Annotated in this window: 8 protein-coding genes; 3 read left to right on the forward strand and 5 right to left on the reverse strand. The window is 64.2% G+C overall.

The window, feature by feature from the left end; genetic code table 11:
• Both ABD847_RS06985 and ABD847_RS06990 read right to left on the reverse strand, forming a co-directional pair.
• On the reverse strand, positions 1-1,377 hold the full coding sequence (locus tag ABD847_RS06985) for an anti-phage deoxyguanosine triphosphatase (RefSeq protein ID WP_345011367.1): 1,377 nt from the start codon (positions 1,375-1,377) through the stop codon (positions 1-3).
• A 124-nt stretch (positions 1,378-1,501) separates the two neighbouring features.
• Positions 1,502-4,366: a choice-of-anchor Q domain-containing protein gene (locus ABD847_RS06990; RefSeq protein ID WP_345011369.1), complete on the reverse strand. Its 2,865-nt coding sequence runs from the start codon at positions 4,364-4,366 to the stop codon at positions 1,502-1,504.
• 267 nt (positions 4,367-4,633) lie between these two features.
• On the opposite strand from ABD847_RS06990, the gene ABD847_RS06995 reads away from it, so the two are divergent.
• Entirely contained in the window at positions 4,634-5,803 is a 1,170-nt protein-coding gene (locus ABD847_RS06995) for a hypothetical protein (RefSeq protein WP_345011370.1), read from the forward strand.
• Between the two features lie 256 nt (positions 5,804-6,059).
• Entirely contained in the window at positions 6,060-6,629 is a 570-nt protein-coding gene (locus ABD847_RS07000) for a DVUA0089 family protein (protein ID WP_345011372.1), read from the forward strand.
• A gap of 101 nt (positions 6,630-6,730) precedes the next feature.
• On the opposite strand, the gene mrcB is transcribed toward ABD847_RS07000, so the two are convergent.
• Positions 6,731-9,082, reverse strand: coding sequence for a penicillin-binding protein 1B (gene mrcB, locus ABD847_RS07005; protein WP_345011373.1), 2,352 nt, complete (start codon positions 9,080-9,082; stop codon positions 6,731-6,733).
• Positions 9,069-11,525 (reverse strand): ATP-dependent helicase HrpB, encoded by a 2,457-nt coding sequence (gene hrpB / locus ABD847_RS07010; protein WP_345011374.1) that lies wholly within the window; start codon positions 11,523-11,525, stop codon positions 9,069-9,071. Before hrpB ends, mrcB begins: the two co-directional genes overlap by 14 nt.
• 109 nt (positions 11,526-11,634) lie before the next feature.
• Between hrpB and thpR the strand changes: the two genes are divergently transcribed.
• Positions 11,635-12,156 (forward strand): RNA 2',3'-cyclic phosphodiesterase, encoded by a 522-nt coding sequence (thpR, locus tag ABD847_RS07015; RefSeq protein WP_345011376.1) that lies wholly within the window; start codon positions 11,635-11,637, stop codon positions 12,154-12,156.
• Between the two features lies 1 nt (position 12,157).
• On the opposite strand, the gene ABD847_RS07020 is transcribed toward thpR, so the two are convergent.
• Positions 12,158-12,634, reverse strand: a complete 477-nt coding sequence (locus ABD847_RS07020) for a heme-degrading domain-containing protein (RefSeq protein ID WP_345011378.1) — start codon at positions 12,632-12,634, stop codon at positions 12,158-12,160.
• Between the last annotated feature and the right edge of the window lie 31 nt (positions 12,635-12,665).

A 12,665-nucleotide genomic window follows, 5' to 3' on the forward strand; every position in this document is an offset into this window, starting at 1 on the left:
TTACCAGGGCTCGAAGATGGAGCCGTTGCCCGGCAGGAACAGCCGCTGATAGATGGCGGTGGCCTCGCCGTCGCTCATGCTGGCGATGTAGTCGCAGACGGTACGGTGCAGCGAGTGGCCGCAGCCCGGCTCGATACGTGCCGACAGGCTGCGGGGCAGCAGATCCTTGGGGTTGTCGCGAAACGCCTCGAACAGCTCGGCGATGATCTGCTGGCCCTTGTATTCCAGGGTACGGATCCGCGGCTGGGCGATGACCTGATCGAACACATAGCCCTTGAGCTGGCGCAGGATCTCAGCCCCCTCAGGTTTGAGCTGCATCTGGTAATCCAACAGTGGATGGTCGAACAGCCCCAGCTCCACCGGCACCGTCTGGGTCACCAGAAAGTGGACCAGGTTGGTGATAGCCTGCTTGAGCAGCCGCGGCTCACCGCTGGCGATGCGGCTGACGTAGTAGTCCGCCTCCCGTCGCTTGCGGCCCTGCTCCAGGGCCGGCACCCGGCGCAGCAGCTCATCCAGATCCGCCACCACCTGCTGGGGGCTCAGCAGCCCCACCGCCAGGGCGTCCTCCAGATCGTGCACCCCGTAGGCGATGTCATCCGCCAGCTCCATGATGCTGCAATCCAGGCTCTTGTAGCGGGCCCGCAGCCCCTTGATGGGGATGCCCGCCTCCACCTTCTCCACCTCCTGGGGGGTGATGAAGCGGCGGCGATCGGCCTCACTGAAGGGCGCCACCAGCCAGTCCCGCACCGCCGCCTCGTCATCCAGCAGGCACTTGGGCGGATGCCAGGCCGTCAGGTTGCGGGGTACCCGTTCTGGCCGGCTGGGGTAGTCCGGCGCCACCTCGGCAAACAGCACGGGGTATTTGACCACCGCCAGCAGGCTGCGGCGGGTGAGGTCGTAGCCATAGCCGTCCGAATACTCCCCCAGCTTGGTGAGCAGCCGCAGGGTCTGGCCGTTGCCCTCGAAGCCGCCGTGATCCAGCATGAAGTAGTTGAGGATCTTCTCGCCGTTGTGACCAAAGGCCGGGTGGCCGATGTCATGGGCCAGGCAGGCGGTCTCGATGAGGTGCTCCGGCGGCAGCCAGGGCACCCAGTGACTCCATTCGGCACGGCCGCTGAACCACAAGAGGCGATCCGCCAGGGTGGCGCCTATCTGTGCCACCTCCAGGGAGTGGGTCAAGCGGGTGCGGAAAAACTCGTTCTCCCCTACCCCCACCACCTGGGTCTTGCCCTGCAGGCGGCGAAAGGCGGCGGAATGGGTCAGGCGGCTGCGATCGATCCGCGCCAGAAAATGAAAGGCGGCCCACGGGCTGCTGATGCCGACGGCATCACTGGAACGACGATCCCCCCATTCGGGGCCACAGGTCACTGCATTCACGGCTCACCTCCTGTTGCGAGGGCTCCAGCATAAAGTAGCCAGCCAGCCGATGCCACGCCTGCCGGCTCGATCTGCCGGCAAAAAAACGGGGGGCCCAAGCCCCCCATGGTCACCATCGTCGCCCTCAAGGGGTCTGATATTCCTGGGCCCCCAGGTCAATCCCGCCCCCCACCCGACGGGGCAGCCCCAACAGATCCAGCTCACCGGCCGGCGCCTCGGCATCCCCGGCGTCCAGCGCCGGGCTGTCGGCGGTCAGGGCATAGCCCTGCTCGGCCAGCACGCCCGGTGTATCGGTATAGAGGTTGTCGCCAGCCAGCGCACTGAAGCGGCTGGGCAACAGGTTATGCTCAACCGTGGCCGTCACCGGATAACTCCCCAATGGTTGAGCGCTGGCATCGGCACTCAACTTCTTCGCGAGGGGGCTATCCAGCCAGAGGTTGTTGCTGAGCGTAAAGGCCACCGGCGCCTCGTCGGCGTTGGTGATCAGGCGATCCACATCCACCAGGGTGTTGTTCACCAGCTGCACTCGGCCACTGGACCAATAGCCCTTGTTGCCAAACAGAGCAACCTGGCGCGAATACTCCACCTGAATATGGTTGTTGCGGATCAGCTGATCCTGCTCGGTAGCAAACAGCGGGCGATCCATCAGTTCCAGATAAATATGATTGGCCTCGATCAGGGGCGCGCTAATTGACGAAGGCTCATAGGCGGTCGCCAGTTGAATATGGCAGTCACGGATGGCCTCGCTGGCCAGGATCTGGCCATCGGCGCCATGGATCTCTAGCCCCTCTATGCTAGGTGCCCTGAGTTTGGCGCGGTAACCGTTGGAGTAGAAACTGGCATTGCCATCCTCCAACCAGAGCACGGCGCCGGGCTGCCCCTTGAGCCGCACCGAGCCAAACTGCCAATCGTCATTCTCACTGCCCTGATACAAGCCGCCCACATAGACCCCAGCCGGGATGACGAGCTCGGTCTGGCCATCGGCCTCTGCCTGGGCCAGCTGGGCCTGCAGGGCAGCGGTGCTGACGCCGTAGGCCAGGGTACGCCGCTGGACCACCTGATTTACCTGGCTGCCCAGCTGCGTCTCCACCGTCAGGGTCAGATCGGTTTTGCCGGGCTGGTTGGGCTTGGCAAACACCAGCGTTGGCACAGAATAGTTGCTCCCCTGGGCCTCACACTCAAAGCCATCGGTCTGGATATCGCATTGCCACCCGTAGCTGTAGGTGTCATCCAGACGCAGCAGTCGAAGATCGCCCTGCTCACTGGACCAGCTACCCCGGATCCGCAAGCCATCGATCGACGCGCCGTCCCATCCATTCACGCTAAGCTGCAGTTGATACTCCCAGCCCTCCGACAGATTGTCCCACAAGTAACCCCGACTGCTGCCGGTCAGGTAGAAGGTCTGATTTGTGGTCAGGGCGTTCAGATAAAGATTGCTGTCACCGAAGGGATCACGAATGGGCAGGGCCGACTCCCAACGAACCGGCATACGGAGGAAACCCGACTCTGCCGGCGTGATGGTCACGCTGCCGATGGCCTGCGTGATATCTCTGCCCGTCTCGGCAAAGGGGCTGAAGTCGATATGGCAGCGCAGCTGCCGAGCGGATGGCTCCCACTGGCAAGGGCCACTGGTCTCGATCTGGGCCTCCCCCAACTGGCTGAGATCGATCAGCAGATCGCCGCTGGACACAGCAGAAAGCAGCCGCGAGTCAATGGCACCATAGATGGTCAAGGGCAGCGTGATGGCTTGGCCTACATACACGTCTGGCGTCTGATAGGGGGAGAAGACACTCTCATCGTACCTGACGGTCATGCTGGCTTGCAGGTAATCCGAGGTAAATCGCCCGCCGGTACCCAGTTGATATTCAAAGCGGTTGCTGACCCCGTCGCCATCGCTATCCTCGTCGGCATCTGCCCGGTAGGGGTCACTGCCATTGACCCGCTCCCAGCCATCGAACAGGCCGTCCTGGTCGCTGTCGGCAAAATCCAGCATCTGGGTCTCAAACAAGAACACCGAATAGATCTCCAGGCTCTGTTCTGCCTGACCATCACCATTGGTATCAAACTCCAGCCGGCTCTTATAGGCCAGATCGTCACTATCGGATGAGGCCGTTCTGGGCTCGCCCCAACTGCTTAAGGTCAGCTTGCCGTAGGCGCTGCTGAGGCTGAGGCTGCCGGCGACGGGCACCATGCTGATCTCAAACAAGAAGGGATTTTGCACCTGACCCAAGGCGTAGTCGGCACTGCTGCTGACCTGGACGCCGCCCAGGCTGCCGTCATAGATCTGGCCAGACAAGCCAACACGGTAGAGCACCAAGGAGGGATGGTCCGGATCCGTATAGCAGGTACTGCGGCGGGTCAGGCCATCCAGCAACACCTCGTGGCCATCCGACCCACTCATCAGCAGGTTCTCCACCTGCCGAATATCACAGGTACCTTCACCACGCACCTGCACCGAGCCGTTCACCGTCTGCTGACCCGCATCGGAGTCGCTGCGCAGATCCTGGTAGCGCTGGGTATAATCCAGCAGGGTGCCGCTGTTAAGATCCCATTTTTCATATTGGGTGATCAGGCGCCCGTTCAGGGTGACGCCTTCGCTCAGGCAATCCTGGTACACCAGGGTCAGGGTGCCGCGACCATCATCGTCGTTCAAGGAGCCGGTCAGGCGCGCCTGACCGGAATCGCAGTACAGCTGCTCATCCACCTTCATGCGACCGTTCTTGGCCTGAGCCAGACGACTGCGGGCCACCCCCGTGACCCTGCGGCTCGCCAGGCTGGACACCTCCTGAACATCAAACAGCCAGCTCAGGTAAGCCCCGGCATTCTGGGCATCCAGCTGAGCATCCTGCCGGTTGCCGGTGTAGGCCGCTTGGGGAGTCGTCGCTTCACCGCCACCACCGCCACCATCTGATTCCCCACCGCCACCACCACAGCCGGCCAACGCCAGGCCCAACAGTCCCATCAGGATCGATCTTCGCCACTGTTTCATCGCTCATCCTTGCCGATACAAAGTAAATATATGTAAACGAGCGCCACTCTAGAGCAAGCCAAAGGGGATGCAATCCGGCCCCGGACTGAATTTTCATTTGCTGGGAGCAATCACAAAAAAATTAGAAAAAACCGCCACTTGATAACAAATTACCAACAAGATGGGACTCATGGATCTATACAAACGAGCAACTAATAACCATTTATTGTTAATTTTGGTTAATTGACGGCCGATAACCAGCTAACCCCAGTTAGAGGGAGCCGTCTCATGCGTATCACCCAGCAGCAAGTCAGTTATCAGACCCAGTATCAGCAACAACAGGTGCAGCTGCGCCAGCAAACGCTGCTGGAGTCTGCCGCCCCGGCCCAGCCACAGAGTCGCCAGATCGAGCTCACCGAGCGCCAGGAACTGGCCCTGAGCCAAAGCCTGGTCAACGGAGCAGACGAGTCTGCTCCCAACGTGGATCTGGCCGAGCTGGCTGGCCCCCCCAAGACCGAGAATGCCGCCCTGTTCGCCCGCCCCCGACCATCCACGCCGCTCAGCGGGCAAGGGCGCACCGATCCGCTCACCCCGGATACCAAGTCAGCCGGCGTGGGCCCAACCACAGGTGAGGACGACACCAGTGACGAGGCGCTGGGGCTGACTCCGCAACTCAAGCTGATGAAGACCATGCTGGAGTCCATTCTGGGCAGGAAGATAGAGCTGGGCGCGCCACTGCGGCTGGGCCAGGACACGGCCGCCTCGCCGGCGGATACCCCAGCCGCAGTCCCCGCCAAGGCCACGCCGGAGCGGGCGGTGCAGGTGCTGGACTTCAGCGCCGAGTCCGAACAGCTGGTGTTTGCCGCCCAGGGCCAGGTCACCACCGCCGATGGTCGCACCATCCAGCTCCAGCTGGGTTTTGCCCTGGATTATCAGCGGTTGCAGCTCAGCGAGCGGATCGTCGGCGAATCCGCCCTCAAGGATCCCCTGGTGCTCAATCTGGATGGCCAGGTAGCCGATCTGCAGCAGGCCACCTTCGACTTTGATCTGGACGCCGATGGCATCAAGGAAGCCATCCCCAAACTGGGCAGCGGCAGCGCCTTCCTGGCGCTGGATCGTAACGGCAACGGCCGCATCGACGATGGCAGCGAGCTGTTCGGCGCCCAAAGTGGCAATGGCTTTGCCGAGCTGGCGGGTCTGGATGAGGACGGCAACGGCGCCCTGGACGAGGGAGACAGCCTGTTCGCCGCCCTCAAGGTGTGGCGCCCTGGCGGCGAACTGTTGGCCATCGGTGAGGTGAACATAGGCGCCATATTGCTGCATCCGGTGGACACCCCCTATCAACACCTGGGTGAGCGGGCCGATGGCCAGAGTGCCGGTGTGCTCCGTCAGACCGGTCTCTATCTGACCGAGTCGGGTCAGGCCGGTACCCTGCAGCAGGTAGATCTGCGGGTGTGAATCCCCCCTGTCAGAAACGACAGGTGTATCTGGTCGGATCTACAGTACAAAACACCGTCAGTACAGACACTGTACGGTGTTAAATTTTTATATGTAAAAATCCCCACCATAAGCCACCAAGAAACCGTCACTCAAACGCCATTGCCTGCCAACACGCCCGCCGTCCCCACCATTTGTGTGCAGATCGCCACTTCCCTACACTTCGAGACCTTGTGTCTGGCACAAGGACTCAAACATCACATATGGAGATATCAAATTGAAAAAAACCAAGCTTGGCATAGCCGCCCTGCTGGCAATGACCGGCACCCTGGCCCAGGCCAGCGTCCTGGATTTCAGCGGCACCCTGAGTTCCGACAAGGATGTGGCGCAAATCAGCTTTACCGCCTTGGAAGATCTGAGCAACGTGCTCCTGTGGACCGACTCTTACAGCAGTGGCACCAATCTGGATCCTGTGCTCACCCTATGGAGTCAGTTGGGTGATGACTGGCAACAGGTCGCCTACAACGATGACAATTCATCTATTGCCAGTGGTCAAACCTCCTGGGACTCTGGCCTCAGCCTGAGCAGCCTGAGCGCCGGCAACTACCTGCTGACCCTGAGTGCCTTCCCCAACTTCGCCAATGGCAACCTGTTGAGCCAGGGTTACAACTACGACAGCCAGACCAGCACCAGCTGGACGCTGAATGGCACCCCCTACTGGCAGGCCCATATCAGTGCCGAGGGTGCCATCACCGCCGCCGTACCGGAGCCGGAAACCTACGCCCTGGGTCTGCTGGGCCTGGGTGCCCTGCTGCTGCAACGCCGTCGCCAGAAGCTCGCCGCCTAAGCCGCTAGGCTCTGGTGGCCGAATTGGCTACCGTCTAAAAGACACAGCCGGGGGATCCCCGGCTGCCTCGTTTCTCTGCCACCGAACGTTGTCCGCCCCACTTATCCCTTGCCAAACAGCGATTCAAACCAGTCCTTGGTCTGCTCTATGGGCGCCGACAGCACGCTGCAGCCCTGAGCCGGCGGCAAGTCCACGGATCGCGCAGGCAGACTGGTGGCGTTGCCGCAGCTGTCTGCCACATGACCACCGGCACCGTTGAAGCGGGCCGTGATGATGCCTCGCGGCGGATTGAGCTGCAGGGAGTTGACCCCGCGGCGCTGCAGGTAGTCGCTAAACAGCCGCAAGGCGCCACCGGCACCGGTCAGCCCCGCCGGCTGGTTGTCATCCCGTCCCACCCAGACACTCACCACCTCGTCGTTATCCAGACCGCTGAACCAGGAGTCCCGCAGGTTGTCCGTGGTGCCCGTCTTGCCCGCCAGCACCGCCTTGGGGAACTGAGCCGCCAGGGAGCGGGCCGTCCCCAGGCTGGCCACCTTGGTCATGGTGTAGAGGGTGAGGTAGCTGGCCTGGGGATCCAGCTGCCGCTTGGCCTGCTCGGCCTTCTCGTAGAGCAGCTTGCCGTCTTCGCTCACCACGGCCCGGATGGCGGTCAGGGGCTGATAGAGCCCCTGGTTGGCCAGGGTCAGGTACATCTGGTTCACCTCGTAAGGCGACAGGGCCAGGGTGCCCAGCAGCAAGGAGGGATAGACGGGAATGGACTGGGTCACCCCCAGGGCCTTGAGGCTGTCCACCACCTTGTCCAGCCCCACATCCATGCCCAGACGCACCGTCGGCAGGTTGAGGGAGTTGGCCATCGCCAGGTAGAGCGGCACCTGACCGCGATACCCCTTGTCGTAGTTCTGCGGCCGCCAGGTCTTGCCGCCGTCGCTCTTCAAGGAGAGGGGCTCATCCTTCAGGGGCGTCGCCAGCCGGTAGCCATTCATCAGCCCTGTGTAGTAGACCGCTGGCTTGATCAGGGAGCCGATGGGCCGGCGGGCATCCAGCGCCCGGTTGAAACCGGCGAAGCGGGTATCCTTGCCCCCCACCATGGCGGAGACCTCACCCGTATGCCAATTGGAGACCACCATGGCCCCCTCCAGACCGGACTTGCTCTTGGCCAGCTTGGCCAGCTCGCCGCTCACCGCCTGCTCGGCCGCCTGCTGCGCCACCGGATCCAGGCTGGTGAAGATCTTGAGACCCGACTGGCCGATGAAGCCCTCGCCGAAGCGCTGCTTGAGCTCCCGGTGCAACAGGTTCATGAAGGCCGGGGTACGACCGTAGGCCATCTGGCCACGGGCCGACAGCCCCAGGGGCCGGGACACATAGCTCTGGTACTCCTGCGGATTGAGCCGCTTGTTATCCAGCAGCAGACGCAGCACCAGATCCCGCCGCTGCTGGGCCCGCTCGGGGAAACGCCAGGGGTCGTAATAGGAGGGGCCCCGCACCATGGCCACCAGCAGCGCCAGTTGATCCGGCTCCAGCTCGTTGAGCGGCAGGCCGAAGTAGAAGTAGCTGGCCAGGCCGAAGCCGTAGACGCCGTCGTTGCCGTTCTGCCCCAGGTAGATCTCGTTAAGGTAGGTCTCCAGGATCTGATCCTTGCTGTAGCGGTAATCCATGATCACCGCCATGTAGGCCTCCTGCACCTTACGCCACAGGCTGCGCTCCCGAGTAAGGAAGAAGTTCTTGGCCAGCTGCTGGGTCAATGTGCTGCCGCCCTGCACCGTGCGGCCCGCCCGCAGGTTGGCCCAGAAGGCCCGACCGATGGAGAGCAGGGAGACGCCGCCATGGTGATAGAAGTCCCTGTCCTCCACCGTCAGCAGGGTATCGACAAACAACTGGGGCACCTCATCGATACGTAGCAGCAATCGGTCCTCCACCTGCTCGGCGCTCAGACGATCCAGCAGCACGGGATCCATGCGCACATAGCCCAGCTCGCGACGGTTATCGGCATTTTGCAGCTTGGTGAGGCGCTGGCCGCTGAAGGTGAGGATCAGCGGCCGCGCCGGCTCCTCGCCATCATAAAAGTGAAAGCCCCGGCGAATGACCACCAGCTGGTTGCCCGCCTCGCCATACTGGCCCGCCCCGCTGGGATGCGGGCTGGGGCGATAGTTGAGCAGCTTGAGCTCGTGCAGCATCTGGGCCTTGGAGAGTCGCTGCCCCGGATAGAGCTCCAGGGGCCGGCTGTAGACCAGGGCCGGCAGCTGCCATTTCTGGCCATCGAACTTGACCCGGATCTTGCTGTCCAGATAGATGCCAAACAGCACCAGGGCGGCCACTCCCACCAGAGCGAGCTTGAAGCCCAGCCAGCCCCAGCGGGACCAGTTGATGGACCAGGCCGATGAGCGGGCACCGCCCTTGCGGGGGGCACTCTTGCGGCTGCGGGAGGACTTGGCGGCAGGTTTACGGCTGGCCATGGTTTTCCTTCATCATTCTTTGTTTGGTGAACCGGGTCGGCATGGCCTCAAGCGGGTCATCCGGCCAGTAATGCTTGGGATAGCGGCCCTTCATCTCTTTCTTGACCTCGGCATAGCTACCCTGCCAGAAGGCCACCAGATCCCGGGTGAGCTGCAAGGGGCGCTGGGCCGGTGACAACAGCTCAATCAGCAGGGGCACCCGCCCCTGGGCCACGGTAGGGGTCACCCGTTGGCCGAACATCTCCTGAATGCGCACCGGCAGCACGGGATCGGCGTCGGCCGCGTAACGAATGCGCAGCCGGCTGCCGGTGGGCGCGGTGAAGTGGCTGGGCAGCTCCTCATCCAGCTGCTGCGGCAGGGGCCAGGGCAGACTCTGCCGCAAGATGGCACTCAGATCCAGTCGCTTGAGCTGCTCCAGCCGGCTCATGCCCAGCAGGTGCGGCAGCAGCCAGGTTTCCAAGCGGGCCAGCAGACCGGCCTCGGAATAATCCGCCAGTGTCCACTCCGGCAGCCAGCGGGCGGCGCAGCGCAAGCGGGCGACGAGCTGCTCGCTCTCCTCGCTCCAGGGCAGGCAGGCCAGGCCGCTGGCGCGAATGCCGGCCAGCAGGCAACGGGCCTTCTGCTCGTCACTCAGATCGGTCAGGGGCGTGCTGGCCACCACGATCTGACCGAGCCGGCGCTGACGCTCGGCCCGCACCCGCCCGGCCTGGGCATCCCACGCGAAGCCCTCCTGCTGGGTAAAGAGCCCGGGCAGGTACTGCTCCAGCTGGCTCAACTCCAGCGCCTCGGCCACCGCAATGCGGATGCCCCGCTCGCCGGCGATGAGATCCGAGGCCAGCAGCCAGGGGCTGCCGGTCAGAGGATGCCCCTCCACCAGATCCGCACTCTGGCCACCGGCGAGCTGGTAGCGCTGGCCGCTACGCAGCCGGGCGATACGATCCGGCCAGGCCAGGGCCGCCACCAGCGCCAACGCCGACTCGCCGCCCTGGCTCTGACAGCCCAGCCGTTGGCGCCAACGGCGCACCAGAGGCGACAAGGCGCCGGCCTCGCGGCTGAGCTGGCCATGCAGGGTGTCACCACCGCGGCGCGGCTCCTCCCACAGGGCCGCCAGCTGGCAGGCCGCCGCCTGAGCCCCCGCCAGACCCGCCGCTTCCAGCGCGCGGGAAGCCAGCAGCATATGGGCAAAGCGCGGATGACAGGGCAGGCTCGCCATCTGACGGCCCCGGGCGGTGAGCCGTCCCGCCTCATCCAGGGCCTCCAATTGGGTTAATAGTGCGCGGGCCGCCGCCAGCGCCTGAGCCGGTGGCGCATCCAGCAGCGGCAGCGCCTCGGGGCTCGTCCCCCAGCAGGCCGCCTCCAGCACCAGATCCGTCAGCTCAGACTGGGCTATCTGGGGTGGGGCCTGGCGGGAGAGCCTGTCCTGCTGCTCCTGAGGCCACAGCCGGTAGGCCACCCCGGGGCCCAGCCGTCCGGCCCGCCCCGCCCGCTGGGTAGCCGACGCTTGGCTTACCTGCCGGCTCTCCAGCCGGGTCAGCCCGGCGGCGGCATCGAAGCGGGCGCGCCGCTCCAGCCCTGTGTCCACCACCAGGCTGATGCCTTCGATGGTCAGGGAGGTTTCCGCCACATTGGTGGCCAGCACCAGCTTGCGCTCCCCGGCAGCGGCCGGCGCTATGGCCTGGCGCTGCTGGGCCAACGGCAGACGACCGTGCAGCGGACACAGCCGAACGTTGGATTCCAGCAGCGGCGCCAGGTATTGCGCCAGCTTGTCTATCTCGCCGGCGCCGGGCAAAAACACCAGCAGGCTGCCGGACTCGCCGGCCACTGCCTCCAGCACCACCTTGCCCCACTGGGGGATCAGGGGCTGCAGGCGGTTCACCGGCCGGTAGCGGTACTCGATGGGATAGGCACGCCCAGGGCAATCCAGCTGACGGGCCTCGGGCAGCAGGCGGGAGAAATCCAGCCCCTCCAGGGTGGCGGAGAGGATCATCAGCCGCAGATCGGGCCGCAGCGCCGCCCGGCTCTCCAGCGCCAGGGACAGCCCCAGGTCGGCATGCAGGCTGCGCTCGTGAAACTCGTCGAAGATGATGAGGCTGACGCCGTTAAGCTCGGGATCGTCCTGCAGCAATCGGGTGAGCACCCCTTCGGTGACTATCTCCAGCATGGTCTGCGGGCTGACGCGACTCTCGCCCCGCACCCGGTAACCGATGCGCTGCCCCAGAGGCTCGCCCAGTTGTTCGGCCAGGTAGGCGGCGATGTTGCGGGCCGCCAGGCGGCGGGGCTCCAGCATCAGGATGCGGCCAGGCAGCACGGACTGTTGCACCAGGCTCAAGGGCAGCAGGGTCGATTTACCGGCGCCTGGCGGGGCCTGTATGATGAGACTCTCGCCGGCCTGCAGTGCCTGTTGCACCGTCGCTAGCAAGGATTGGATGGGCAGTGAAGGCACCCGGTTCGCTCCTGGAGGCCACTGGCTCCATGGTTGGGGGATACGGGATCCCGAAGACACATCTGGCCGGCATTGTGCCAAAGGCTGCCCAGTCCACCAAGGAGAAGCCATGTCTACCGTGCACAGACGCCTGTTTTTTGGTCTGGACGCCACACCGCTAAGCCAGGAACTGATCGCCCTGCAGCAGGCCTGGGGCCTGCCGGCCCGCGCCATCCCGGCCGCCAACTTTCACCTGACCCTGCTGTTCCTGGGTCAGTGTGACGAGCGGCAGTACCGGGCGCTGGCTGCCGGGGCCGACGAGATACTGGCCGCCCCCCTCGCCGTGTCGCTGGATGAGAGCGGCTGGTTTCCCCGTGCCCAGGTGGCCTGGGTGGGGCAAGACAAGGCACCGGCGCCCCTGCTGGCCCTGGCCAGGTCGCTGCATACCCTGGCCCAGGCTCAGGGATTGTGCCCCGAGCCCCTGCGCTTGCGGCCGCACATCAGCCTCTATCGCAAGGCCAAGGCACCGCCGCCGGTGCTGGCCTGCCCGCCGCTGCAGCTGGCGACAGATCAGTTTCACCTCTACGAGTCGGTGAGCACCCCGGAGGGGGTACGGTATCTGAGCCGCAAGCGCTTTGCCCTGCGAGGCTGACTCAGGCGCCGGCCAACTGCCCCAACAGCTGGGCCAGGGCCTGGGTCACCAGCTGGTGATCGCCCTCATCGGTCAGACCGGAGACGGTCACCGCCCCCACCAGACCGCTGCCGCGGATGATGAGCGGAAAGCTGCCCCCGGCGGCACAATACTGGCTGGCATCCACATGGGGTTGGCTCTCGTACACCTTGCCCTTGTTGCGGTAGTACAAGGCCAGATACTGACTGCTGTGGCCATGCAGCAGCACCCCATTGCGCTTGCGCCGTACCCAGTCCTGATTCGCCGGCGCGGTTCCCGCCATGGCGTTGGCAAACAGCACCTGGCCAAAGCCATACACCTCCATGGCCACGGCGGCGCCTTGGCTGCGGGCCAGCTCCCGCAAGCGGCAGCCCAGCTGCCAGGCCAGCTCAGGGTTAAAGCAGGGCAACTGCAACTGCTGCTCCTGCGCCAACAGCACCTCCAGGGGTGACTGACTCATACTGGGTTCTCCTTTATTACCGGGCCCAAAC

The organism is Pseudaeromonas paramecii (genome assembly GCF_039540575.1).
In the GTDB taxonomy this organism is placed as follows: domain Bacteria; phylum Pseudomonadota; class Gammaproteobacteria; order Enterobacterales; family Aeromonadaceae; genus Pseudaeromonas; species Pseudaeromonas paramecii.

Coding starts and splice junctions, on each gene's coding strand:
- ABD847_RS06990 (WP_345011369.1), bottom strand. CDS start 4,366: ATGAAACAGTGGCGAAGATCGATCCTGATGGGACTGTTGGGCCTGGCG.
- ABD847_RS07020 (WP_345011378.1), bottom strand. CDS start 12,634: ATGAGTCAGTCACCCCTGGAGGTGCTGTTGGCGCAGGAGCAGCAGTTG.
- thpR (WP_345011376.1), top strand. CDS start 11,635: ATGTCTACCGTGCACAGACGCCTGTTTTTTGGTCTGGACGCCACACCG.
- mrcB (WP_345011373.1), bottom strand. CDS start 9,082: ATGGCCAGCCGTAAACCTGCCGCCAAGTCCTCCCGCAGCCGCAAGAGT.
- ABD847_RS06995 (WP_345011370.1), top strand. CDS start 4,634: ATGCGTATCACCCAGCAGCAAGTCAGTTATCAGACCCAGTATCAGCAA.